The following is a 24408-nucleotide window of genomic DNA, read 5'->3' on the forward strand; positions in this document are numbered from 1 at the left end:
CTTATCATTAATTTCGTGGATCTGTGTGTTTTACAGCTGCTTTTGCTGAGAATTGTTGATAAAAGTCCGCTAAATTCTCGAGTTGACTCCAATCAGTTAATTCACGAAAGCAAATCCAATCTAGCAAGCAGTATAAACTGATGTTGAGGTATTCACAGCTTTTAAATGCAGGCTCAGATAAATGACTATTTAAATAGCGCAATGTTTCAGCAATTCGTTCATTTTGTAAATTAAAGAACAATTTATCGTCTTTTGTATCAAATCCTGAGCGCTGGCACAGTAGCATTTCAACGAGCGAATCATTGCAGGCGTTAATAATGGTTAAAAGGTTTTCTTGCTGCCAGCTCAATAAAGGTTGATCTGACTTTTCTAATAAGTAGCGAATAATTGAGTTTGAATCGCATACACTAAAACCATTATCAATTAATACCGGAATTTTTCGAGCGGGATTGTGTGCAATCATAGTGTGTCTATCTTGCTGTGAAAAAATATCTAAATTAATAAACTCAAGCGCAATATCATTGTTCAGTGCCCACATTCGTATCCGGCGGACATACGGTGAAGTTGTTGAACCAAGCAGTTTCATAGATTAGTTTCCTATCAAAAAAAAAGCCGCGAAAGCGGCTTTTAACGATTCATTATGAAGTTAGTCTGTTCGGCTAGTTACTTCAAGTAGATGATAACCAAATTGAGTTTGCACAGGCCCTTGCACTTGATTTATTGGCGCTGAAAAAACAACTTTATCGAATTCTGGAACCATCATGCCCGGACCAAATTCACCTAACGCACCGCCATCTTGGCCTGAAGGACAATTTGAGTGAGTACGCGCGAGTTCTGCAAAATCTGCGCCTTGTTCAATTTGTTGTTTAAGGTCTAGACATTGTGCTTCACTGTCTACGAGTATATGTCTTGCGCTGGCTACTGCCATAATAACTCCCCATTGTGTGTTTTTCTAAATTAAATAATGAGTTTAGTTCAATATTTGCTGAACGAAAGGTTAAATTTATTTTGCAGCTAACTGCGCTTCAATCGCGTCACGCATAGCTTTTGATTCTGGTTTGGTTTTACTGTTAAAACGCTCAACCGTTTTACGGTCTGCCGAAACAATATATTTGTAAAAGTTCCAATTAGGTGAACTTGTTGCTTCGTTTAGGTGCTTAAAAATTGGGTTTGCGTCACTACCACGCACCGCGCTGGTAGCGAACATGGTAAAGGTAACACCGTAATTAATGTAGCATACTTTTGCGGTGTCTTTTTCGTCATCTTCTTCTTGGAAAAAGTCATCAGAAGGGAAACCAAGAACAACGAGACCACGGTCTTTGTATTCTTTATGAATTGCTTCTAAACCCTCAAACTGTGGCGTAAATCCACAGTTACTTGCGGTATTCACTATGAGCAATGGCTTACCTTTAAATTCGCAAAGATTAACACTTTCTTTTGAGCGTAATTTACGCAGCGTTACATTGGTAAAGTCATCACATTGAGTTTCTGCGACTGGGTCTTGAATTGACGGGGGAGATTCTGCTGCAAGATGAGTAGACATAAGGCTTGCACAGAGTAACAAAGCATATTTATTCATAATGATTTCCTGCTAGTTATTTGTGATGAATATACGCTAATATGCGAGAAAGTGATCATTTAATTTCAGTTATTTATGACTATTCGAACAGCAACAGAACACGACTTAACACAGATTGTCGCTATTTATAACGAAACAATTCCTGGGCGTATGGTAACCGCAGATACCGAAGAGGTAACGGTGGCTGAGCGACAAACATGGTTCGCAGCCCATACAGAACAAAGGCCGATTTTTGTGTATGAGCAAAACTCGAAAGTACTTGCATGGCTCAGCTATAAATCTTTTTATGGGCGTCCAGCGTATGATGGCACAGTCGAAATTAGTATATATATTACCTCAAACGCTCAGGGGCAGGGGTTAGGCAAAACGTTGCTTGCGTTTGCAGAGGAGCATGCCAAAACGCTTAATATAAAAGTTTTGCTAGCGTTTATTTTTAGTCATAACCTGCCGAGCATTAAACTGTTTAATCGTTTTGATTATCAGGTTTGGGGAGAACTGCCTGAAGTTGCAATTATGGATGATAAAGCATACAGCCTCGTTATTTTAGGTAAGCACTTAGATCTTAAAGTAATAAAAAAAGCAGTGTAAATTTAGTGACTTTGTTTTTTTTCGACTACTCTAATTAGGTAATTATCATTAATTTGAGCCTAGTGTACTGTGCGAAGAATATTAATTGTCGATAGTAATAGTGTTTTAGCAATGCGCGTAAAAGTGTTATTGGAACTCATTGGCTGTAAAGTCGAGTTATTGCACTTTTCGATGATAGATGACACTGTTTTAACTCAAGAATTTGATTTAGTTGCGGCTTCTCATGGTGTGCCGACAGAAACTATAAAGAAACTGAGTGGGGTGTTTTCGCAAGAGAATTTTTTATTGCTTGCACCCAAAGCACAGCGTAGTGATTTACTCGAGCACTTCAGTGAAATTAATCGCTTGCTGCCTAATTCAGTGGTTATTTACCCATTTTTTGCAAACAAAGAAATTAGCACTTTATTAGAAGGGGTGTTAGAGCTGGGTAGTGACAACATCTTAAAGCTGCCCACGGTATTGGTTGTTGACCATCTCCCAGAACGATTAGAAAAAATTACTCAAAACTTAAAAGGCGCGCACATTAAAACCTTTAAAGCTGGGAGTAAGCTTTCAGCGATTGAAATAATAAATCAACACAGCATTGATTTATTAATAAGCGACTTTACCTTTGAAGATGGCACTGGACTTGAGTTGTTTAACAAGCTGAAAGGGACGCAGCCTAACTGCCGTTGTTTACTGTATACCTCAAAGCCTGAACAGGTTTCGATGATTGAAGCTATTCGTCAGGGGGTGGAGGATGTGCTGGTTAAGCCCGTTGATGATAATAGCCTATTACAGTCGGTTCATAAATTATGGCAAACGGAGCTACTCAAACGACACAACGCAGAGTTAGTTGAGCGTTTACAAAATACCGTTGATGCTCTCATAGAAAAAGACAGCCTGTTAAGGGTTATTTTTAAACACACTCCCGATGCGATTATATTGTTTGATCGCACGGGTAAAATTATTGAAACCAATGATGCCTGTGAACTGTTATTTGAAAAACCGCTTAAAGAGTTTGAAAACTGCTCGGTGTTTGACTTTTTTGATACACCTTCAATAAACCGTATTAAAGATAAAATAAGCACCCTGAATAAAAATCGTCAATTTAGCTGTGACTTAAGACTGCTTAAAGAAAACGGCAATGAGGTTCCTCTGGTAGGCTCGTTTAACGAAATAGATCACCATGGTGAAATTGCGTTGGCGGTTATCTTTAAAAATGTTACCCACCTGAAAGAAAAAGAAGACTTGCTGCTTGAAGCAAAAGACATGCTAGAAGAAGAAGTTAAAGCGCGTACTGCACAACTTGAGCATGCTAAAAACGTTGCCGAGGCCGCAAATCTGAGTAAATCAGAGTTTTTAGCTAATATGTCTCATGAGTTAAGAACTCCCATGCATTCTATTTTAAGTTTTGCACGCTTTGGGCTTGAAAAAGTTGCGAATGACGATCTAAATAAAGATAAGTTAAACAAGTATTTATCGCGGATAGAGCAAAGTGGAGAGCGGTTGTTATCGCTGCTTAATAACCTACTCGACTTATCTAAATTGGATGTTGGCAAGTTTCCATTTAACCCTCAAAAACACAATCTGATCAACATTATAAAAACCAGTATTGATGATGTGTCTGGCACAGCATTTGAGCGAAATATAATGATTCGTTTACTGGAAACTGGGCAAGATATCGTTCTGGATTGTGATGAAGAACAGATCAATCAAATTATGCGCAATTTATTAGGAAACGCGCTGAAATTCAGTGAACCGTTCAGCGAGATAGATATTCAGTTATCAGTGCAAAATAACATCGCTGAAGTAGCGGTTGTTGACCGTGGTATTGGTATTCCAGAGTGTGAACTTGAAAAAGTATTTGCCAAGTTTGAACAAAGTAGCAAAACCAATAGTGGCGCAGGAGGCACAGGCCTTGGGTTAGCTATTTGTCGGGAGTTTGTGAGTTTACACCAAGGCACTATCTCCGCACATAACAACGAATATGGGGGCGCTACAATTTTAGTGCGATTACCTTTGAATATAGATTTGCCTCAGCATTTAGCGACTGAAGAGCAAACTATGAAGCTTAATTAACAAAACGGAAGAACTAGACATGGCCTTGAAGCGAATTTTAGCCGTCGATGATGAACCATTTAACTTAGAAATAATTGAAGAGATCCTCGAAGAACTCGATTTTGAGCTGAAAATGGTCAACAGCGGTCCAGAATGTTTAGATGTTGTTGAAGCGTTTGATCCACAAGTTATCTTGCTGGATGTTAGCATGCCACAAATGAGTGGTTATGAAGTATGCCGAAAGTTAAAAGAAAACCCGAATACAGAAAAAATAATCGTTATGTTTGTGTCGGCCAGAGGCACGGTTGAAGAGCGTATGGAAGGGTATTCTGTAGGGGCTGAAGATTATATTGTAAAACCTTTTGGGCATGATGAATTAAAGCTCAAGCTACAACACTTAAACCAAGTACTGATCGAAAAAGAAATGCTTGAACAACAAGTGGAAGACGCCACATCAACAGCCTTTAATGCAATGGCTAACAGTAGTGAAATGGGCCAAATTGTTAATTATATCGAGCATATCGGTTTAATTGATGATGAAAAAGAGTTGGGTAAAGCATTACTTCATTGTTTAAGCGCATTTGACTTACAAAGTAATGTTGAATTTCGCTTAGCATCGGGTCTAGAGCACTTTTCAGTGTCAGGTGTTTGTTCGCCCATTGTTGTTGAGCTATTTGAAATGCTTAAAAACAAAGGCCGTTTACATGAATTTTCGAGTCGAATTTTAGTAAATTATGAAATGATTAGCTTACTCATTTTGAATATGCCAGAACAAGATCCCGATAAACATGGCCGTATTCGTGACCACATTTGCTTTTTAGTGAGTGTGACCGAGCAGCAGCTTAAAGCGATAATTACAAAAAAAGAACTGGTTAAACAGCAACAGCAACTGAATGACGCAGTGTCTAAAGTACACAGTAAGTTTAAGGGGCTCATAGAGCTTTTGAATGACAATCGTATTAATAACGAAGCGGTGTTTAAACAGTTACAAGAGGATTTGGAACAACGAATACCCACAATGGGATTAGACGAAGACCAAGAGATCTTTATTTATCAAAAAGTCGATGAAACCATTCAAAACTCAGTAGCGCGTGAAGAGTCAGTGCAGGGAGTAAAGGCCGCATTTAAAGAGATTGAAAACGATTTATCGGTCTTATTAAAGCAATGACACACTCATTGAGTACGCGCGGTGCTGGCCGCGCTTTAAGCATCTCGTGGTAAGCCTTTTTCAACAATACGAATCAAACGTGCGGTTTTACGTAATTTAAGCTGACGCTTGTTCTGCTGTTGTGAAAGCGCCCACTCTATGTGCTCTGCGACCAGTGGCGTTGCACTTTGAAGCGCCTTTTTAAGCGCGATAATAATTGTGTCGCTATAGTCAGCATTACCAAGTCCAACCGCTAGATTTCTTTGCCAGCGTTCATGGCCAATACGACGAATCGGGCTGCCTTCAGTGTTTTTTAGGAATGTGGCTTCATCCCATGCAAAGAGTGTGAGTAAGTCTTGATCTTTTAATTGCGTTCGAGGATGGAAGTCGGCTTCATCGGTTATTTGTCCATAACGATTCCACGGACACACGAGTTGACAGTCATCACAGCCATACACACGGTTACCAAGTAATGAACGGTACTCTTCAGGAATAGGGCCTTGCAGCTCAATCGTGAGATAAGAGATACATTTACGGGCATCGACTACATACGGCTCAACAATCGCACCTGTCGGGCACAGAGTCATACACGCCACACACTTGCCACAGCCTTCAAAGGTATTCTCGTTATCGATAGGCAGTGGAATATCAACAAATAACTCGCCTAAGAAAAACCACGACCCCGCTTCTTTATTTATAAGAAGGCTGTGTTTTCCACGCCAGCCTAACCCTGCTTTTTCTGCTAATTGTCGTTCAAGGACTGGCGCAGAGTCCACAAATGGGCGAAATCCTAGCTGACCTACTTGTTGTTCTATTTTTTGGCCTAATTTTTTGAGGCGATTACGAATGAGCTTATGGTAGTCGCGACCTAGCGCATAGCGACTTATGTACGCTTTTTCGGTTTGCTTGAGGTTTTTAGCAAAGCTGGCATCGGGTGGAAGGTAGTTCATTTTAACCGAGATAACACGCTGAGTACCCGGCACTAATTCTGCTGGACGGGCACGTTTCATCCCATGCGCAGCCATGTATTCCATGTCGCCGTGGTAACCCAAATCTAACCAACGTTGAAGCTGGGCTTCGTGCTGAGTGAGATCAATATCGGTGATCCCGACTTCTGCAAAACCAAGGTCTTTACCCCATTGCTTAATTTGCTGCGCGAGTTGCTGGTAATCGATAGGTGTTGTCACGGTGAATAAAAAAGTAGCCAAGGAATGGCTACTTTATCATAGTTATAGAAAGCTTAGAATTAAAAGCGTTTCAGCGCCCATTAAACAAACCGCTTTAGCTGTTGTTGGGTTTGTTGGCTAAGTAAATGTGATTGCTCACAATCAGCAAGGGATTCATCTATTTGCTGTTTCGCTTGCTCACCTAACGCCACAATTTGCTCGACACTTTGGTGTGTTTGAGTTTGTGTTTGTTCTAGTAAATGAACAGCACTAACAATCTGTTGTAGCTGCTGTTGATTTTGCTCAAACTCACTCAGCATGTTGCTAAACCCTGCTGAGGTATTGCTAATGGCTGTTTCAGCTTCACTTGAATGGCTAATTAATAACTCAGACTCTTTATTTGTTTCGTTTACCAAGCTATTCATTTGATTAATAAAGTCGCTAATTTGACGGGTTGCATCGTTCACTTTTACAGAAAGAGTTCTAACTTCATCAGCAACAACCGCAAACCCTCGTCCAGCTTCACCGGCACGTGCAGCTTCAATGGCGGCATTTAAGGCTAACAAATTTGTTTGATCAGAAAACTCTTCAACCATTTTTAAAATAGCACGAATATTTTCACTGTTTTCTTTTAAACCCGACACGGTCGCAGAAAAGTTGCCGAGAATTTGGCTGATCATGGCCACTTTTTTTACCAGAGTAGATAGTTCCGCAGCTGAGTGTTGTACAAAACTTAGGTGCTCACTGTTAACCGTATGAACACTGTCGGTGTTTGCAGAAATATGCTCTAAACTTGTCGTAATTTGATTACTTGCATCGGTAATTGTATGGCTAAACGTAATTTGTTGATGGCTAAGCTTCGCTGTTTGCTGCATCGACTCTGTCATTTTTGAACTACTATCGGCACTGGCTTGCGCACTTTGGTATGTGGTGGCCAGTAGCTGGCTTAGGTGAGATGTAAAAGTATTGTATTGCTCGCTTAAATCGCGAAATTCATCAAAGGTAAAGTGTGGGAGTTTTGCCGATAAGTCAGCATCATGACGATTAATTTGCGCTAAAGTATCGCGCATAGCCTGTACGGGCCGCACAATTAAAAAACGCATATAAAAAAGTGTGAAAATAAAACTGCCAACAATAACGAGTGTCATGAGCCAGAATAGCCCTGTGCTTGCTTGCTGTTCAGATAAGCTACTGTAAAGCCAAATTAAAGTAATGACCTGAAAGGCAAACACAAACCCCAAGTTACCGACAATTTTACGCGTTAAGGTGTAAAAGAAAGTTTGTTCGATAAAATTATAAATGCGCATATAGCTACTCATTGAGGTGTTATGTTGATTCATGTCGGGCGTTTCTTAGTCTTATTTAATTCCACGTTATTCGACACAGTATAGCTTATTCTTTTTGAGTCACAGCGACTGCAGTGTCATTTGTGTATGGCATGGGAAATTAGTAAAAATTCCATCCACGCCATAATCAAGCATTAACTCGATATCTTCTACCTTATCGACCGTATACGCATAGACTTTAAGTCCACGTTGTTTGGCATCGGCAACAAACTCATGGTTTATAAAGTTTTTATCAATATGAATGCTGTAGGCATGCAACTTTTGCGCAAACTCACTGTAATTGATAGGAATTGATGCGGTTAACGCGCCAATCTTCACCCAGGGTAACTTTTGCTTGAGCCACATGAGTTGATGATGATCAAAGGATGAGACTAAAAGATTATCTCTTGATAACTTTCCAGTGCTAATGTTTGATTCAATAAGCTCTACAAACTTATCAAGTGAAAAGGTATGTTTGAGTTCTAAATTGAGCAGTGTTTTATCATTAACCCAATCAATCGCTTGCTGTAGCGTTGGCACTATTTCGCCATTACCTGCATCGAACTGTTGAATTTGGGCTTTGCTGCAGGCATTCACTTTACCGCGACCTGATGTGGTCCGGTCAAGCCATGTGTCATGAATAATCATATAATCATCAAGGCAGCTTTGTACGTCGATTTCAATACCGTCAACAGCCAAATCTACAGCGGCTAATATGGCACTTTTGGTATTTTCTGGGTAGGTACCACTGGCACCTCTGTGAGCGAATACTTTTATCATTGCGTGTGTTTCCGAGTCACTGACCATGTTTCATAAAAAGCGGCGCTTATAACCAAAACGCCCCCCATAATTGTGCTTATTGTTGGTTGCTCATGCAAAATTAAAAAAGCCAAAAACGTGCCGTATAGCGGTTGCAAGCAAGAAATTAATCCAGCCGTTGAGGCTGATAAGTGTTGTAAACTTGCAGCAAAAAGTGAATGCGGCGCTGCTGTAAAAATAATCCCAGCGGTGATCAATAGCAGCCAATTAATTGTATCAACTTGTAATGGTGGTACTTCAAGGAAGGCGCACAGCATAATACAGGCAATCCACGTTTGATAAAGCATGGTCTGTGGGCCACCGTATTGGCTAAAGTAACGCTTATGAATAATATTTCTAAAAGCAAAAAAGAAGGCTGATAAAATACCGATCGCAATGCCAAGCGTAACTTCATTCCCAAGGCTTGCATCTGGGATGAGTAAGTAAATACCGAACATCACCACTACAGCGCTAATAATATCTTTCAGTTGCGGTTTACGACCATGAAAAAGAGGCTCTAAAAATACAGTGATCACGGGGTAAGTAAAAAAGGCAATCATGCCAACAGCAATACCGGCTAATTGCATTCCTGCAAAGTAGGTTAACCAATGAATACCGACTGTCACCCCGAGTAATAGAGCAATAAGATAATCACGGCGAGAGTGGAGTTTAATCGCCTTTTTTTGGATATAAAGTAAGATCAATAAGGCACAACCGGCAATACCTGTTCTGTATACGGTAATGTCTAATGCACTTAAGTTAATGAGCTTGGCAAACAACGCAGTTCCACCAAATAGCAACACTGCAATGTGTAAGTACATAAGACTTTGTTTGTGCGCCTGCATTGCGACCCTTGTTATTATTATGCTTAACTCTCTTTTTAACGGTAATCCTTTGCTTTGTAAACCATCCTATGGGCTAATCCATTGGTTTAGTTCCAGTGTTTCCAGCCTTTTAAATAATAGTGCAGCACATTGGGCTCATCGAGGGTCGAGACTTTTTCGTTATTTGCACTGATATCTGGCGTAAAAATAAATAGCTGTGCATCATTTTCTGGCCGATAGTAACGAGTATCTACATTGAGTATTTGATGATTAGCACATTGAAGTTTACATGCCATAACAAACCCCCACTCACCAAATGAAGGAACGTTCAAGTGATAAGGCAAAGTATGGGCAAAGCCTGCTGCACTCATCGTATTATTAATTGACCAGAATGCGCGTTTTGCGAAAAACGGGCTGGTAGCTTGCGTTACGACGATTCCATTGTCGGGTAAGCGACGTTTTACTCGTTGGTAAAATTGTTGGCTATATAATCGAGCTAAATTGATTGCTTTAGGATCTGGCAAATCAATAAAAATAATATCAAACAACGTTTTATCTTGTTCTATAAATACATATGCATCCTGATGAACCACCGTGACTTTAGGGTTACTGAGCGAGTGTTGATTAAGCTCTGTAAGGTTGTAGTTAGATCGAGCAAGCTCTGCGACGCTAGGGTCTAAATCAACAAGGGTAATGGATTCTAGTTGTGGGTATTTAAGCAGCTCTCTGGCAGCAAGACCATCACCGCCCCCTAAAATTAAAATGCGTTTTGCATTACCGTGCCTCACCATCGCTGGGTGAATAAGCGCTTCGTGATAACGGTATTCATCTATCGAAGAAAATTGTAAACCGCCATTCAAATAGAGGCGAATGTCATCTTTGTGGCGCGTTAGAACGATTTGCTGATAGGGCGTTTGTGCTGAGTGAACCACGCGATCATCATAAATTTGGCTCTGCCAATGATGTGTGAGTTGTTGACTGGCATATAAACTCAATCCTAATACTGCGCTGACTAATACAAGCGTTAGTCTGAGTATTTTCCGTCGGTTGCGGCTTATATGGTCTACAAAATACCACAGTAATAACAGTGCAATACTGAGATTCATTAAGCCAAAGCTAAGTGACGTTTTAAATACACCTAACCACGGCAAAAATAGAAAAGGAAATAACAAGGTCGCCAGTAGGGCGCCAAAGTAGTCTATTGATAATACATTGGCAAGATTGGCTTTTAACGCGTAGTGCTTTTCCATCAAACGGCTTAAAAGCGGAATTTCTAAACCAATTAACACCCCGATTAATGTGGTTAATATGACACTGATTGCCTGTAACGGCAAAGAGTATGCGTAAGCAAAGTAGAGAAGGGGAACACTAAGCCCGCCTAACAATGCGAGCACTAGTTCAAAGGCTATAAAATACACCAATAAGGGGTTATCAGGGACAAAGCGCGAAAAATACGACCCGATGCCCATCGCCGCCATATAAACGCCGATAGTGAGAGAAAATTGGGTGATGCTGTCACCCAAAAAATAAGCCCCTGTTGTGGCAATTAATAGCTCATAAATAATAGAGCATAGACCCGCAACAAAAATACTAAACAGTAAAATATGGCTTTCACGGATTGTTTTACTTTCCACCAGAACCGCCTCGAGAGCGAAAACCTGGGCTGCCAATACTCTGTTCTCGTAATTGTTTATCTACCGTGATGTTGCTGTGATAAAGAGAGTACATAAGCCAATCACGTTCATCATCATTTTTGCTGTAAGCATACATAGAGGCAAGACCAATGGGGGTGAAAAAAAGCAGCACGATAGGCCAAACGGCGACACGGGTTTCCATGGCTTTTATGGCTTCGGGGTTTAATTTATTGATTGGCTTATATGTAATATCAGAGCCTTCACGCTCTGCTTCAAAGCGATGTAGAACCACAAAAATGCACATGCCCGCTACTATTCCTGATAGCCACATAAAGGGTAATAATATGTTGCTATTGCCTTTAATCGGAATGATGCGAAACGAATAACTAAAATGCTCTGCACGTGTGTTTGGGCCAAAACTGCTACTAACATAAGCACTGTATTGGCCTTTCTTAGGAAAATGCACCTCGTGATGAACTTTCTCTCGGTACTCGGTCCATTTACCTTCTGAATCTCGACCCGTTTCAGCCCATAGTTCATCAGAATAACTGAATAGGTAATTACCTTCAGGATCAAAAATTTCAATATCGATGGCTTTCCATGAGTTCAAAGGTAAGCGGCCTTTGATCTCGAAACGCATCATTTGGCCATCTTCAGGAACATTAAATAAATAGGGCTTATCTTGGCCATCATATTCTTTGAAGTTGCCATATTGGCCATTTTGCAGAGGCTCTTGAAGGTCTGCGCGTATCAAAAAACAGCTTAAAAAAGCAATCGACGCGATAGTAAACAGCTTATAGATGTTCATCCTTACTCCAATAAGCTTAAATAGCGATCGTGATAATCACTGCAACACTTATTGCGATGCTGCTTTCGATAACGGCAACAGCGGTATTATTGTCATGCATAGCTTGGTCAAGAGAGATTTTACTGAAGATAATTTTATCAACCAAGTAACGTACGATCGGCAAGATTAAGAAGCCAAACAACGCATCAATAAAAAATAAACTAAGACTTTGTTGCCAAGTATGAAAGCCACCAAGCAGGGCATGGCACAGAATGATTGCTAACGCTAACATGGTACCTGAGAAGCTCATCGCTACAGCTTTATTGCCTTTTTCAAGCTGTTCATGCAGGTCAAAAGCAGTGAGGTGATCATAGCCTTTAGCAAACATGATCAGCAAAAGCTGTCCGAGTGCGTAAAATACAATGGCTGATAACCACGTCCCTTCACCTGTTAAAGCGCCACCAATGATTAAGGCTGCAGCCATGTAATTAGCAGCTTGTACTAAGCCAACGGCTTCATTTTGTCGATTAATTAACTGTTCTTGGTTGCAGAATAAACGCAGCAGTAACTTATCATTTAGAAAGCGTGAGCATGTTAATAACACCATGCCGAGTACACTATACAGCGATACATTAATTAAGTCGGTCAGTAGACCTTTGCTTGGTCCTGCTAGTACAAAACCATAAATAATCGTAATAGCGCCCAAATAGCCACCAATTGATAAACCTAATGCTGTATTGGCATTATCTGTTAACTGATTTGTGGTGTTGTAGGGGGTTGCTAAGTTATACGACAGCTTAGCGAGTGCGATTATCGCGATAAAAAGAGCGATGTATGCGCTGTTGTACGCCATTGCTGCAAGGTAGTGGGTTAAATTAATATCCATATAAATTTGTTAGGTTGTTGTTATTTTCAGAAAATATTACCACATACTCTTTACTGCGAAGAATATCAACGTGTTATTTTTGGCATATTTAGTTAATTTCTTAAAAGTTTCATAGCATTTGCCTGTCTCATTGCGTGGTTATGGGTTAAAATAACAACATAACCAACTAACAAGATAGTGAATGACAAAACAGGATCCCAATCTCAGTCGAGAACAAGAAAAGTACGAAAACCCAGTCCCTAGCCGTGAGTTTATACTTACTCACTTAGAATCTCGCGCTAAACCAGCAAACTTCACACAACTTTGTGACGAATTACACGTGGATGACACTGAACGCCAAATTGCGTTTAAACGTCGTTTGCGCGCTATGGAGCGTGACGGTCAGTTGTATTTCAATAAATTTAAATGCTACGCGTTGATTGATGAATCAGGCCTTGTGAAAGGCAAAGTAGTTGGCCATCGTGATGGGTTCGGCTTTTTAGAAGTTGAAGGCGAAAATAAAGATTGGTTTATCGCAAAACACCAGATGAACATGGTGCTGCATGGCGACATTGTGCTTGCTAAAGGCAATCGCAAAGGCGGCAGTGGTAAATGCGACGCGCGTATCATTAAAGTGTTAACGAATGAGCGCGCCCCGATTGTTGGTCGTTATTTTGTTGAGCATGGCATTGCGGTGGTTGTTGCCGAAGACCCGCGAATCACGCAAGATATCATGATACTGCCTGGCAGTGAGAATGGCGCGCGTCATAATCAAATGGTGCAAGTTCAGATCACGCAAAACCCAAGTCGTCACATGAATGCAGTGGGTAAAGTAACGGAAGTATTGGGTGAGCATTTAGCCCCCGGTATGGAAATTGAAGTAGCACTTCGAAACCATGATATTCCGCATGTATGGCCTGAAGCCGTTGAAAAGCAAGTTGCCCATTTAGGTGAATTTGTTGATGAGCAAGCAAAGCAAGGCCGAGTCGATTTACGTGATTTACCATTAGTAACAATTGATGGTGAAGATGCACGAGACTTTGATGACGCCGTTTACTGTGAGCGAAAACCATCAGGTGGTTGGCGTTTATGGGTCGCGATTGCTGATGTATCACATTATGTTGGTATGAACACGCCACTGAATAAAGAAGCGATAGAACGCGGTAATTCAGTGTACTTTCCTGAGCAAGTGATCCCCATGTTGCCGAAGGTGTTGTCAAATGGTTTGTGTTCATTAAACCCCAATGTTGATCGCTTATGTATGGTTGCCGAGATGACCGTATCTGAGCAGGGCACCTTAGAGAATTATAAGTTTTACGAAGCGGTGATGAATTCACATGCCCGTTTTACTTACACTAAAGTGCATGCAATTTTGCAAGGTGATGAAAGGCTGTGCGAAGAATACGCGCCAATGGTGCCGCATTTAACTGATTTACATCAAATGTACATGGCACTGAAAGCAGCTCGCCAAGAGCGTGGTGCAATTGAGTTTGAAACGCTAGAAACGCGTTTTGTGTTTGATGCTCACCGAAAAATTGAATCAATCGTCCCTGTGGTGCGTAATGATGCGCATAAGCTCATTGAAGAATGCATGATTTTGGCGAATGTATCGGCAGCTCGTTTATTAGAAAAACATGAGGCCAGTGCACTTTATCGTGTGCATGATGAACCTGATGCTGAAAAGCTTGGTTTTTTCAGAAACTTTTTATCTGAACTGGGCATTGAGTCAACATTGTCAGATGAGCCGACACCAAAAGAAATAACACAGGTACTTGCAAAACTAGGTGACCGTCCTGAAGCCGAGTTAATTCAAACCATGTTATTACGTTCGATGAAACAGGCTGTGTATCAACCAGACAACATTGGGCACTTTGGTTTGGCGTTACCTGCTTACGCGCATTTTACATCGCCAATTCGCCGTTACCCTGATTTAGTTGTGCACCGTGCGATTAAAGCTGTTTTAAAAGCACAAGGCCAACAAACGTCGGGCGAGTATGCTTACAGTAATGATGAAGTTGATATTTTAGGCGAGCAATGTTCAACCACTGAACGTCGCGCAGATGATGCGACCCGTGAAGTCGCCGATTGGCTTAAATGTGAGTTTATGCAAGACCATGTTGGCGATGAATTTGGCGGGGTTATTTCATCGGTCACTAACTTTGGTTTATTTGTTCGCATAGACGACTTACAAATAGATGGCATGATCCACGTAACGAATCTTGGCAATGAATACTTCCATTATGACAATGCAAAACACTGTCTTATTGGTGAGCAAACTCATACGATTCATCGCTTAGGCGATAAAGTGACGGTTCAGGTATCGTCTGTCAGCTTAGATGAGCGTCGAATTAATTTAGTGTTTGCTGGTGATGTGCCGCAAGACCGCTATGCGCGACGCCGTGCGCAAAGTGCACCTGCAAAACCGAGTATTCGTGCGCAGTTAAAAGCAGGGAAAATCCCTGGCAAAAAAGGGGAAGATAGTCGCTCAGACCCTAAATCTTCAGAGAAAGACAATGCAAAGCGTGGCAAGTCTTCTCATGCAAAAGGACGTAAAAAACCTAACAGCAAACAAGCGGATGTTGTAAAAGCAGGTAAGAAGAAGAGCAAGAAAAAAGCCACCAAAAAGGCAAAAAGACCGGGCAAGAACGCCCGAAAACGTACTAGCTGAGGAGCAAATAATACGTGAGTAATGAATTAATTTTTGGTTTTCACTCAGTTGAAGCTATTTTAGCAAAAGAGCCTGAGCGCTTTTTAGAAATTTATGCGCTAAAAGGGCGTGAAGATAAGCGTTTAAACCCGATTATTGATGAAGCTCGTAAGTTCGGTATTTCAGTGCAATTTATGCAGCGCAAAGCACTTGATAACAAAGCCAATGGTGAACAGCACCAAGGGATCATTGCTAACGTGAAAGCATCGCGAATGTACAATGAAAAAGATCTCGACGAAATCATTGCCCGCGAAGACACGCCTTTCTTGTTAGTGTTAGATGGCATAACCGATCCGCATAATTTAGGTGCGTGTTTACGCAGTGCGGATGCAGCAGGCGTACACGCGATTATTGTGCCTAAAGATAAGTCTGCAAAGCTTAATGGCACAGCACGTAAGGTAGCCTGTGGTGCCGCTGAAACAGTGCCTTTAGTACAAGTGACAAACCTTGCACGCACATTACGTGAAATTAAAGACGCAGGTGTGTGGGTTGTTGGCACAGCGGGTGAAACTGACACCGAATTATTTGATGCTAACTTAACAGGTCCAATGGCCATAGTGATGGGAGCCGAAGGTGACGGTATGCGTCGTCTAACTCGCGAGCACTGCGACCTACTCGTTAAAATACCCATGGCAGGCACGGTATCAAGTTTAAATGTATCGGTTGCGACCGGTATTTGCTTATTTGAGGTATTACGTCAGCGTAATGCGACGCAGCTTTAATTTAAAGTGAAATAGAATTTCTATTTTGTTTAATAACCACTTCTTTTTGAGGTGGTTATTTTTTAAGTAAGAAGAACAATATTCATACTGTCTATTAACCTCTGTATTTAATTTGGAGTTGTTTGTGTTAATATCCTGTTTATATTAAGAGATTAATTTAGAAGAGGAAGTATGATTAAAGGAATAATAACGTTATTGTTATTGATGGCATTGGCTGTTAATGCAAAAACATCACCTTGGGATGAATATGCTACACTTCCAATCGTAGAGCAACCTAGCCTATCACCAAACGGCGAACTCATAGCCACACTTTATAATACTGATTCAGGACCAACAATAAGTGTTACTAAATTCCCTGAAATCAATTTCAAAGTCCTTGCTCGTCTAAAAAAAGATAAAGATCGTGTCGACTTTATTCGTTGGTCTGGTAATCGCTACATTATCGTTTCAGCAAGTTATCCTGAATATGTAAATGGGCAGTTTTTAAGAGTTTCAAGGCTTTATTCTATAAATGTAGAGACTTCAGAGACTAAAGTGTTAACATCGCCGCGTTTTACTGATGAACGATGGTACAGATACCAGTCATTTAACTTAGTGTCATCATTAAAAAATGAAACTGATTATGCACTCATTTCGACTTATGATAAGAATGATAGAGGCTATGTTGTTTATCGTGTTCATTTAGGTTCGTCTAAATTTGATAAAATTCAAAGTAATAAACATGAAATCGATAGTTGGTACGCTGATAGTCAAGGTGTTGTTAGACTTGGGATATCAGTTGCAGAAAAAGATGATACATTTATGGCCTCCATTTGGTATCGAGCAAATAAAGAGTCTGAACTAAGCAAGATTCATTCTCAAATTTGGGGTGAAGATGACACATTTTCTATCGAAGCTTTATCAAATGATGGTACTAAGGCTTATGTGCTCTCTAATAGAGAGTTAGGGCGTGAAGCATTGTGGCTTTATGATATAGAATCTGGTGAGTTCGAAAAGTTACTTTTTAGTGACGATAAATACGATCTTGATAGTGGAATAACAAATAATGAAGGTGAGTTTATTGGTGTATCTTACTTCGATGATTATTACCAAACTCACTACTTTTCAGAAGAAGATGGAAAACAAGAGCAAATGGTAGCAAACCTTTTTAAAGGTAAGCAAGCTACGATTAGCAGCCGAAGCCGAGATCATTCTAAGTTGTTAGTGTCAGTGTCTAATGATGTTGTGCCACCAACTTATTACTATTTTGATTTAAACACACAAAAAGGAGGGGTTTGGTTATCAAAGTACCCCTATTTGGTGAGAAAATCATTCGCGTCAGTACAAAATTATAGTTTCAAAGCAAGTGATGGTATGGAGATTACGGGGTATTTTACAAAGCCTAATAATGTTGAAAATCCGCCTCTTATTGTTATGCCGCACGGTGGACCACACAGTCGAGATTATAAGTATTTCAATAAAAAGCTTCAGTATTTGGTTGAGTTAGGATTCTCTGTGTTACAGATTAACTTTAGAGGATCAAGTGGCTTTGGAAGTGCGTTTGAAACAGCTGGTTATTTTCAGTGGGGAAAACGCATGCAACAAGATGTTTATGAGGCGATGGACTGGGTAATCCAGCAGGGCTTAGCTAAAAAAGATAATGCATGTATTTTTGGCGCTAGCTATGGTGGGTATGTTGCATTGACGGCTGCATTTCAACAGCCAGATCGTTTTAAGTGCGTGATTAGTATTTCAGGCGTGTCTGATCTTGAAACATTCGTTACTAAAACTGAAAGGCAAGGAAAATATTTAGGTAATATTGTTGATGTCAAAGATAGTGCCTCCATAAGTGCGTTAGCAGAGGTTTCTGCGATTAAAAAGATTAATCATATTAAGGCTCCAATCTTGTTAATTCATGGTAATAACGACACACGTGTTAATTATCATCAGTCTAAAGATTTTTATGATAAAGCTAAAAAACACCTAGATATAAAGTATGTTGAAATAGAAGATGGCACACATTACTTTGATGATCAAGAGAGTCAGGAGAAGCTATTCTCTGAAATAACGCCGTTTTTGAAAAAGCACCTTTAATAAAGCTTTGAAAAGTAAGTTAATAAAAAAGCCGATTTAATATCGGCTTTTACTTATCTATATTCGGCACCGCGAATGACTATTAGATTTTTGCGAATGCGTCTTGTAGTGGCGGTACAACTTGCTTTTTACGGCTTAAAACACCATCTAACCATACTTTGCCATTCTCAGATTTAACATCATATGCCGCTTCAATAACAGCAACGTCATCAGAGCTTATCAGCATTTGTGAGCCTTCTTTCATGATATCTGTTAATAGTAGTAATACTGAGTGACGGCCGCCTTCTTCTTTTAGCTTCACGATGTCAGCTTCAAGGTCTGCTTTGATCTCATCAAAAACAGCAAGGTCAATGACTTCTAGTTGACCAATACCGACTAGCTTGCCGTTCATGTTGAAGTCTTTAAAATCACGCATAACTAGGTCGCGAGCTGGCGTGCCTTCTACTGCAGATTTTACTTTGAACATTTCCATGCCAAGTTCTTTGAAATCTTCGATACCGGCAATGTCAGCAAGTGCTTCAACACACTTAATATCAGCAGTGGTGCATGTTGGTGATTTAAAGATAACGGTGTCGCTTAAAATAGCGCATAACATGATGCCTGCGATGTCTTTCGGGATTTCTACATTGTAAAAATCATACATCATTTTAATAATGGTATTTGAGCAACCCACTGGGCGAATCCAACACTCAAGAGGTGTTGATGATGTTAAGTCGCCTAATTTGTGGTGATCGACTACACCTACAACGCGTGCTTCGTCGATGTCATCAGGTGCTTGTGTTTTTTCTGTATGGTCAACGATATAAACGTCTTCACCTGCGTAGCTAAGTTTAAGCTCAGGTGCTTCGAAGCCAAATTTATCTAAGATAAATTGTGTTTCAGGTGATATTTCACCTAAACGCGTTGGAATGGCCGGTTCATTGATTTGGTTTTTTAAGTAAGCAAGCGCAATTGCACCGCAAATTGAATCTGAATCAGGGATCTTATGGCCCACTACATACATTGACATTGACGGAACTCCTTTAAATTTGGCAGATATTTTAGCAAAGTCTCTACAGATTGATACATAACAGACATGAAATTTTGTTGATCAATTACAACTGCCAATTAACCAGAATTTTAGTTACACTTTAACGTATTGAAAGTAGAGGAAGATACACATGCGATTGAGCAGAAAAGCGTGGAATAATGTGGTCATTATTTCAATGCTATTGATGATTTTTTTCTTCAATGGTTTACATAAAAAGCTCAATACTCAACCTGCAGAGGACGGCATGCACGCGCTGCTACCTGAACAAAGTTTTATTTTGGCGATGGCATTTCCCGAACTTAAAATTGAGCGAATTGGCACTTCTTGGCGTAGTCAAACCTTACAAGAAACAACATGGCACGGGGATGAACAAGTGTTAGAGCAATTAGTTGAGCTGTGGCAGCATCAACAGCTCAATCTTGCAAGTATACCTGTGAGTAAGCTTTCGAAGACATCAGCGAACTATGTTGCTTCAGTGTGGTTAGCGGGTGAGCAATTACCTGCGGTGTATCAACTTTATACCATTGAAGGAAATTACTACCTACTCGATAAGCAGTTACAGCGTGTATTTGCGCTTGAACACGCCGATGCCACTCAGTTATTTCCGTTATATCCGTTTAAGAGAATGACAGATGCCTGAATTACCAGAAGTTGAAGTAAGTCGGTTGGGGATTACTCCGCATGTGCTCGACCACGTAGTGACTAAAGTGAATATTCATAATGCCAGCATGCGCTGGCCAGTGCCTGATGATGTATATCAGTTACAAGGTCTTAAAGTTACCTCGATTGAACGCAGAGCAAAGTATTTATTACTGGGTTGTGAGCGTGGAAGTGTCATATTACATTTGGGAATGTCAGGCAATTTACGCGTTGTGAATGCCGATGAACCACTTAAAAAACATGACCATATCGAGTTTGTTTTAGAGTCTGGAAAAGCGCTTAGGCTAAATGATGCGCGCCGCTTTGGGGCATGTTTATGGCAAGCACCTGGCGAATGCCATACTTTACTGACCAAGCTAGGCCCAGAACCTCTTACTGATGATTTTTTTGCTGAGCGTGTATACGAGCAATCAAGAAACAAGAAAGTACCGGTTAAGCAATTTATTATGGATAATGCCGTGGTTGTTGGTGTGGGGAATATCTACGCCAATGAGTCGCTATTTAAAGCGGGGATCCACCCCAAACGTGAAGCGGGAAAGGTATCCTTAAAACGTTATCAACAATTAGTGCCTATAATTAAAGACACACTAGCTGCGGCGATTACTCAAGGCGGCACGACGTTAAAAGATTTTGCGCAAAGTGATGGTAAACCGGGTTATTTTGCTCAGCAATTATTGGTGTATGGCCGCAAAGGTGAGCCGTGCGTTACCTGTAAAGAGCCGTTAAAAGAAATTAGATTAGGCCAAAGAAGTACCGTGTTTTGTGCAAATTGCCAAAAATAAGCGTGTATTAATAAGGCAGTAAAAAGCACGCCCGTTGGCGTGCTTTTTAATTATAGCTCGAACGGGGCAACACCGACGGCTTTCATTTTATAGCCTACTTGGGCTATTTCACCGGACCAAGTCTCAGTGCTTATTACCCCTGTTACCACAATGGCATCATATAGGCTCTCGATTGGTACGCCACCTTTAATGGTTACATGAACAATTTGATTAGGCGGTGGAGGTGGTACATGAATACAAGCACCAAAATACGGCACAAGTAAAAACTCAGTAATTACCTCACTGTCCCCTTCAAGCGGGACGACAAAGCCCGGAAGGCTGACTGATTGGCCATCAAGTTCTTTGACTACAGGAGCATCAAGGTCTGGTTGTACCCAGTTTTGCTCGCTGCCTTCATGGTTTGCTTGTGCTTGCGTGTCAATTTGCACGTGCCCTTTAGGGATTAAATCTTCCCAGAAGATTTCCTTTGGTGGTCCAGCATAAGCCCCTGTGCATAGTAATAATGTCGCTAAGACTGCGAACTTTTGAAAAAACTGCATAACATTCCTTAAATTTTAATACTCATACCATCTGCAAGTGAGTAGAAATACGCGCGGGTCGCAGGAATTAACCCAACAATAAAGCCTGCTGCTATTATCGCAGCTAATAGCATGAGTTCATAGGATGACAATAACGCTATATTTAGACTTATTCCTGCATGGCTTTGCAAGTAATCTGCGCTCAGTAGCATTAAGCCATAGAACAGTACAATGCCGAGCAGGCAACCTAACCCAGTGATGAGAATCGATTCAACACTGATCAAGGTGAATATATGCCACGGTCTCGCGCCAACAGAACGCAAAATTGCCAACTCTCTTCGGCGTTGGTTTAGGCTCGATAACAGGCTAGTTAGCATACCAAGTAAACTAATTAAGACCACGACGATGGAAAACAGCAGCAAGATTTTTTCGACAATTGACAGCATCTCCCACAGTTCACGCAATGTGACTCCCGGCATAATCGCTAATAAAGCCTCCGGTTTATATTGGTTGATATTACGGCGAACTTGTAATGTGTAAAGCGGTGAATCGAAGCCAAGCAAAAAAGCGGTGATTTGCTTAGGATTTCCAACCAAATTAATCTCGTCATGCTCATGCTCATGCTCATGCTCATGCTCATGCTCATGAGATTCATCTTCGACATGGTCGGCTTCGTGCGTATGAGATTTACCATGAATCGTGTCAATTGCAGCAAGTGGTATATGGAGAGTTTTATCAACCGGCGTACCTGTTGGCTCTAAAATACCGACTACCGTGAATGGGTTATCATCATGATTATGAAAACTAGTGTTACCCATGCCATGCGCAATAACGACTTTATCGCCCAATTTATAATTAAGCGAACTGGCAACTTCTGAACCCAGCACCACTTCAAATAAGTGATTAAACTGCTGGCCTGATGCAAAACGAAGAGGCTGCTTTTTTCCGAACCGATAATGGTTGAAATAATCTTTATTGGTCCCGAGCACTGCAAGGCCTTTGTGACTATCACCCAACGACAGTGGAATGGCCCATTTTACGCCACGTTGTTGCGTAATGTATTGATAGCTGTGCCAGCTAACCCCGTTATTAGCATGGCCAATACGAAACACCGAAGATAACAATAATTGGATGTCGCCGGTGCGAGCACCAACAATTAAGTCAGTGCCGGAAATCGTGTTACTAAAGCTACTTTTAGCATCGACCCGCACTCGCTCAATTGACATCAAGAGCATGACGCTAATGGCAATCGTAAATAAGGTGAGTAAGGCACTAGCTTTGCGGTTTAGTAAACTTTTAATCGCGAGTTTAAGCAGCGACATGTGTGCCTCCTTGTAATTCAACAAGGTTAACACTGCGCTTAAAAAGCCCTTGCAAGGTTTCGTCATGGCTTACAAATACCAGTGTACTGTGCGTTGCTTTAGCTTGTTCAAACAGCAATTTAACGAATGCTTGGCGATTTTGTGTATCGAGTGCGGAGGTCGGTTCATCGGCAATAATAATTTCAGGGCTGCCAATGAATGCACGTGCAGCTGCAACACGTTGTTGCTGACCGATGCTCAGTTTAGAGACAGCCTGATGCTGTAACGCATCTGTCAAACCAAGTGCTGTTAAAAGACGACTTGCTTCAAGGTTAATAGAAGGGCTGTTATTAAGCGCCTGCTTTTGCCGTAATTTAGAAAATTGGCAGCCTAAAATTACGTTTTCAATAGGTGATAAATACGGCAATAAATTAAAGTTTTGAAAAATATAACCAATGTGATCGGCTCGAAAACGATCGCGTTTACTATTACTTAATTGGTTAACAGCCTTATCTAAAAGAGTGATAGTCCCTTGGTTGGGAGTGGTGACGCCCGCAAGCAAAGACAATAGCGTCGACTTACCACAACCACTCGGGCCATGTAAAAACACATGCTCACCTTGCTCAATATGCAGCGAAGCAATATTAATGGTGGGCGAAGCTTGTTGTGCGTGCCATTTAAAAAGCACATTTGAAAGCGTGATCATAACGACCTATTCGTTGTTACCATCGCCAGTAATTTAACTTTTTACGCATTTTAAAATTACGAATAAAGTTACGTGGTTTTGGCTTAAGTACTGGATTGTTCAATAGTAATTCATTGCTTGCTGCAAGTACACGCTGACTCGATAAGCCATCTTGGTAGGGGTGCAACTGCTGACAAAAGTGCTCAATTTTTGTCATCAGCTCAGTAGGCGTTGTGAGCGCATAATTGATTGCTTCTTCAACTTTATCTGGGTTTGTTACATCAATCAGGTGCTCACCGGGTGCTTGATTACAAAAAGTTACCACGGGCTTTCTTTGCAGTAAAAACATCAGCAGAATAGAGGAGGTATCACAGAGCATGACATCTGCCGCTTGTAGTAGCGGTAATACGTTATCGGTTTCTACGAAAGTTAAATTATCGTTTTGTAAGTCTTTATATTGCTCGACTAACTCACTCGGCATTTTTGGGTGGAATTGCACTAAAATACGCCACTTACCTTGCTGACTGTATGCTTTAATGTGTTCGTAAAGTTTAGGGGCTAGCGATAATCGCTTTGAAAACGTTGAGCAGATCAATAAGGTTTTTCTAGGATCATTTGGGTTTTTATAAGGGTTATTTGCGATCTGTGAAAAGAACGGATCGAGCGTTGGCCAACCGGTTTCTTTCACTTCAAAAAAGCCATGTTTTGTTGCAAGTGCCTTAAATGGAGCCGTTGTATTCGGTCCTTGAGTACAATATAAGTCAAAACAACCACGAATTTTAAAGTGATCATTCTCGCCTTTTCTGTTTAGCTTTCCGGCATCAAACCCATGAAAAACGCCGACTTTAATTCCTGGAATAAATGTAGGAATAATATTTGAAGGTGCATAAACAACATCAGGTTGCCAGTTGTGAATCTCTTCTATAGTACTCAGAGTCTGTTCACCTTCATTTAAGAATTCATGATTAACGTTGCTACCCTCTAAAAACCACCTAACTTGGCCACCGCGCGCTAAGATCTCTTGCTGTAATGGGCGCAAAATAGCGTACGAATAGTTTTGTGAAATATACATTAAGTATTTTTTTTCTGCGGTAGCTGTTAAGTAATCCAAAAAAACCTCCTATTGCGAGAGGCGTATTATAGCTAAATATTGTTTATGACAGCAAAATTACGGAGA

At 40.8% G+C, this 24408-nt stretch carries 23 protein-coding genes; 8 read left to right on the forward strand and 15 right to left on the reverse strand.

The features are described from left to right. Positions 1-7: 7 nt before the first annotated feature. The 3 genes from BM378_RS06070 to BM378_RS06080 form a co-directional block, all read right to left on the reverse strand. Entirely contained in the window at positions 8-586 is a 579-nt protein-coding gene (locus tag BM378_RS06070; RefSeq protein WP_036971158.1) for a glutathione S-transferase family protein, read from the reverse strand. A gap of 60 nt (positions 587-646) precedes the next feature. Beyond that, positions 647-928 (reverse strand): peptidylprolyl isomerase, encoded by a 282-nt coding sequence (locus BM378_RS06075; protein ID WP_036971157.1) that lies wholly within the window; start codon positions 926-928, stop codon positions 647-649. A gap of 75 nt (positions 929-1003) precedes the next feature. After that, complete coding sequence (locus tag BM378_RS06080) at positions 1004-1543, reverse strand: glutathione peroxidase (RefSeq protein ID WP_371915649.1); 540 nt, start codon at positions 1541-1543, stop codon at positions 1004-1006. A 111-nt stretch (positions 1544-1654) separates the two neighbouring features. Between BM378_RS06080 and BM378_RS06085 the strand changes: the two genes are divergently transcribed. The 3 genes from BM378_RS06085 (at position 1655) to BM378_RS06095 (ending at position 5375) form a co-directional block, all read left to right on the forward strand. Beyond that, positions 1655-2167, forward strand: a complete 513-nt coding sequence (locus BM378_RS06085) for a GNAT family N-acetyltransferase (protein WP_074988833.1) — start codon at positions 1655-1657, stop codon at positions 2165-2167. Between the two features lie 111 nt (positions 2168-2278). Beyond that, on the forward strand, positions 2279-4228 hold the full coding sequence (locus BM378_RS06090; protein WP_074988834.1) for a hybrid sensor histidine kinase/response regulator: 1950 nt from the start codon (positions 2279-2281) through the stop codon (positions 4226-4228). 19 nt (positions 4229-4247) lie between these two features. Continuing rightward, positions 4248-5375, forward strand: a complete 1128-nt coding sequence (locus BM378_RS06095) for a response regulator (RefSeq protein ID WP_036971147.1) — start codon at positions 4248-4250, stop codon at positions 5373-5375. Positions 5376-5410: 35 nt separating this feature from the next. Here BM378_RS06095 and queG read toward each other — a convergent pair whose 3' ends face one another. The 7 genes from queG to BM378_RS06130 all read right to left on the reverse strand — a co-directional run bounded on the left by queG (position 5411) and on the right by BM378_RS06130 (position 12774). Then, a complete protein-coding gene (gene queG / locus BM378_RS06100; protein ID WP_206770709.1) occupies positions 5411-6562 on the reverse strand; it encodes a tRNA epoxyqueuosine(34) reductase QueG in 1152 nt (383 codons plus the stop codon). A gap of 59 nt (positions 6563-6621) precedes the next feature. Continuing rightward, on the reverse strand, positions 6622-7839 hold the full coding sequence (locus tag BM378_RS06105) for a methyl-accepting chemotaxis protein (RefSeq protein ID WP_074988893.1): 1218 nt from the start codon (positions 7837-7839) through the stop codon (positions 6622-6624). Positions 7840-7926: 87 nt separating this feature from the next. Further along, positions 7927-8625: a glycerophosphodiester phosphodiesterase gene (locus tag BM378_RS06110; protein WP_065978148.1), complete on the reverse strand. Its 699-nt coding sequence runs from the start codon at positions 8623-8625 to the stop codon at positions 7927-7929. Further along, a complete protein-coding gene (locus BM378_RS06115; RefSeq protein WP_036971141.1) occupies positions 8622-9488 on the reverse strand; it encodes a DMT family transporter in 867 nt (288 codons plus the stop codon). Before BM378_RS06115 ends, BM378_RS06110 begins: the two co-directional genes overlap by 4 nt. An 86-nt stretch (positions 9489-9574) precedes the next feature. After that, positions 9575-11101 carry a polyamine aminopropyltransferase gene (locus BM378_RS06120; protein ID WP_227006841.1) on the reverse strand — a complete coding sequence of 509 codons (1527 nt, stop codon included), beginning with the start codon at positions 11099-11101 and terminating at the stop codon, positions 9575-9577. After that, positions 11091-11909 carry a hypothetical protein gene (locus BM378_RS06125; protein WP_036971135.1) on the reverse strand — a complete coding sequence of 273 codons (819 nt, stop codon included), beginning with the start codon at positions 11907-11909 and terminating at the stop codon, positions 11091-11093. The genes BM378_RS06120 and BM378_RS06125 overlap by 11 nt, the downstream gene beginning before the upstream one ends. Positions 11910-11925: 16 nt before the next feature. Next, positions 11926-12774 carry a DUF350 domain-containing protein gene (locus BM378_RS06130; protein ID WP_227006840.1) on the reverse strand — a complete coding sequence of 283 codons (849 nt, stop codon included), beginning with the start codon at positions 12772-12774 and terminating at the stop codon, positions 11926-11928. Between the two features lie 181 nt (positions 12775-12955). On the opposite strand from BM378_RS06130, the gene rnr reads away from it, so the two are divergent. From rnr to BM378_RS06145, 3 genes are all read left to right on the forward strand, one after another. Continuing rightward, the gene (rnr, locus tag BM378_RS06135) at positions 12956-15421 is read left to right on the forward strand and encodes a ribonuclease R (protein WP_036971133.1); all 2466 of its coding nucleotides are present in this window, start codon (positions 12956-12958) and stop codon (positions 15419-15421) included. A 14-nt stretch (positions 15422-15435) separates the two neighbouring features. Beyond that, positions 15436-16182, forward strand: coding sequence for a 23S rRNA (guanosine(2251)-2'-O)-methyltransferase RlmB (gene rlmB / locus BM378_RS06140; RefSeq protein ID WP_036971130.1), 747 nt, complete (start codon positions 15436-15438; stop codon positions 16180-16182). Positions 16183-16353: 171 nt separating this feature from the next. Next, positions 16354-18255: an alpha/beta hydrolase family protein gene (locus tag BM378_RS06145; RefSeq protein ID WP_227006839.1), complete on the forward strand. Its 1902-nt coding sequence runs from the start codon at positions 16354-16356 to the stop codon at positions 18253-18255. An 82-nt stretch (positions 18256-18337) separates the two neighbouring features. On the opposite strand, the gene BM378_RS06150 is transcribed toward BM378_RS06145, so the two are convergent. Next, entirely contained in the window at positions 18338-19264 is a 927-nt protein-coding gene (locus BM378_RS06150; protein WP_036971127.1) for a manganese-dependent inorganic pyrophosphatase, read from the reverse strand. A gap of 151 nt (positions 19265-19415) precedes the next feature. Here BM378_RS06150 and BM378_RS06155 point away from each other — a divergent pair, with 151 nt between their 5' ends. Together BM378_RS06155 and mutM are read left to right on the forward strand one after the other, a co-directional pair. Next, positions 19416-19925 (forward strand): hypothetical protein, encoded by a 510-nt coding sequence (locus BM378_RS06155; RefSeq protein WP_036971124.1) that lies wholly within the window; start codon positions 19416-19418, stop codon positions 19923-19925. Further along, positions 19918-20727: a bifunctional DNA-formamidopyrimidine glycosylase/DNA-(apurinic or apyrimidinic site) lyase gene (gene mutM, locus BM378_RS06160; protein ID WP_036971121.1), complete on the forward strand. Its 810-nt coding sequence runs from the start codon at positions 19918-19920 to the stop codon at positions 20725-20727. Before BM378_RS06155 ends, mutM begins: the two co-directional genes overlap by 8 nt. A 50-nt stretch (positions 20728-20777) precedes the next feature. Here the strand turns inward: mutM and BM378_RS06165 are convergent, their stop codons facing one another. The 4 genes from BM378_RS06165 to BM378_RS06180 are packed head-to-tail and all read right to left on the reverse strand — an operon-like array spanning position 20778 to position 24342. Further along, the gene (locus BM378_RS06165; protein WP_036971118.1) at positions 20778-21266 is read right to left on the reverse strand and encodes a DUF3299 domain-containing protein; all 489 of its coding nucleotides are present in this window, start codon (positions 21264-21266) and stop codon (positions 20778-20780) included. Between the two features lie 8 nt (positions 21267-21274). Next, complete coding sequence (locus BM378_RS06170) at positions 21275-22567, reverse strand: ABC transporter permease (RefSeq protein ID WP_074988836.1); 1293 nt, start codon at positions 22565-22567, stop codon at positions 21275-21277. Beyond that, positions 22554-23252, reverse strand: a complete 699-nt coding sequence (locus BM378_RS06175) for an ABC transporter ATP-binding protein (protein WP_036971112.1) — start codon at positions 23250-23252, stop codon at positions 22554-22556. Before BM378_RS06175 ends, BM378_RS06170 begins: the two co-directional genes overlap by 14 nt. Before the next feature lie 16 nt (positions 23253-23268). Continuing rightward, the gene (locus BM378_RS06180; RefSeq protein WP_174403865.1) at positions 23269-24342 is read right to left on the reverse strand and encodes a CDP-glycerol glycerophosphotransferase family protein; all 1074 of its coding nucleotides are present in this window, start codon (positions 24340-24342) and stop codon (positions 23269-23271) included. Positions 24343-24408: the final 66 nt, after the last annotated feature.

Source organism: Pseudoalteromonas lipolytica, assembly GCF_900116435.1.
GTDB lineage: Bacteria > Pseudomonadota > Gammaproteobacteria > Enterobacterales > Alteromonadaceae > Pseudoalteromonas > Pseudoalteromonas lipolytica.

Excerpts from the sequence above, each read along its gene's own strand:
- mutM (WP_036971121.1), top strand. The coding sequence starts at position 19,918 with ATGCCTGAATTACCAGAAGTTGAAGTAAGTCGGTTGGGGATTACTCCG.
- BM378_RS06095 (WP_036971147.1), top strand. The coding sequence starts at position 4,248 with ATGGCCTTGAAGCGAATTTTAGCCGTCGATGATGAACCATTTAACTTA.
- BM378_RS06170 (WP_074988836.1), bottom strand. The coding sequence starts at position 22,567 with ATGTCGCTGCTTAAACTCGCGATTAAAAGTTTACTAAACCGCAAAGCT.
- BM378_RS06175 (WP_036971112.1), bottom strand. The coding sequence starts at position 23,252 with ATGATCACGCTTTCAAATGTGCTTTTTAAATGGCACGCACAACAAGCT.
- BM378_RS06090 (WP_074988834.1), top strand. The coding sequence starts at position 2,279 with ATGCGCGTAAAAGTGTTATTGGAACTCATTGGCTGTAAAGTCGAGTTA.
- BM378_RS06130 (WP_227006840.1), bottom strand. The coding sequence starts at position 12,774 with ATGGATATTAATTTAACCCACTACCTTGCAGCAATGGCGTACAACAGC.
- BM378_RS06080 (WP_371915649.1), bottom strand. The coding sequence starts at position 1,543 with ATGTCTACTCATCTTGCAGCAGAATCTCCCCCGTCAATTCAAGACCCA.
- BM378_RS06115 (WP_036971141.1), bottom strand. The coding sequence starts at position 9,488 with ATGCAGGCGCACAAACAAAGTCTTATGTACTTACACATTGCAGTGTTG.
- BM378_RS06165 (WP_036971118.1), bottom strand. The coding sequence starts at position 21,266 with ATGCAGTTTTTTCAAAAGTTCGCAGTCTTAGCGACATTATTACTATGC.
- BM378_RS06150 (WP_036971127.1), bottom strand. The coding sequence starts at position 19,264 with ATGTCAATGTATGTAGTGGGCCATAAGATCCCTGATTCAGATTCAATT.
- BM378_RS06145 (WP_227006839.1), top strand. The coding sequence starts at position 16,354 with ATGATTAAAGGAATAATAACGTTATTGTTATTGATGGCATTGGCTGTT.
- BM378_RS06085 (WP_074988833.1), top strand. The coding sequence starts at position 1,655 with ATGACTATTCGAACAGCAACAGAACACGACTTAACACAGATTGTCGCT.
- BM378_RS06110 (WP_065978148.1), bottom strand. The coding sequence starts at position 8,625 with ATGATAAAAGTATTCGCTCACAGAGGTGCCAGTGGTACCTACCCAGAA.
- rnr (WP_036971133.1), top strand. The coding sequence starts at position 12,956 with ATGACAAAACAGGATCCCAATCTCAGTCGAGAACAAGAAAAGTACGAA.
- BM378_RS06105 (WP_074988893.1), bottom strand. The coding sequence starts at position 7,839 with ATGAGTAGCTATATGCGCATTTATAATTTTATCGAACAAACTTTCTTT.
- BM378_RS06070 (WP_036971158.1), bottom strand. The coding sequence starts at position 586 with ATGAAACTGCTTGGTTCAACAACTTCACCGTATGTCCGCCGGATACGA.
- BM378_RS06155 (WP_036971124.1), top strand. The coding sequence starts at position 19,416 with ATGCGATTGAGCAGAAAAGCGTGGAATAATGTGGTCATTATTTCAATG.
- BM378_RS06125 (WP_036971135.1), bottom strand. The coding sequence starts at position 11,909 with ATGAACATCTATAAGCTGTTTACTATCGCGTCGATTGCTTTTTTAAGC.
- BM378_RS06075 (WP_036971157.1), bottom strand. The coding sequence starts at position 928 with ATGGCAGTAGCCAGCGCAAGACATATACTCGTAGACAGTGAAGCACAA.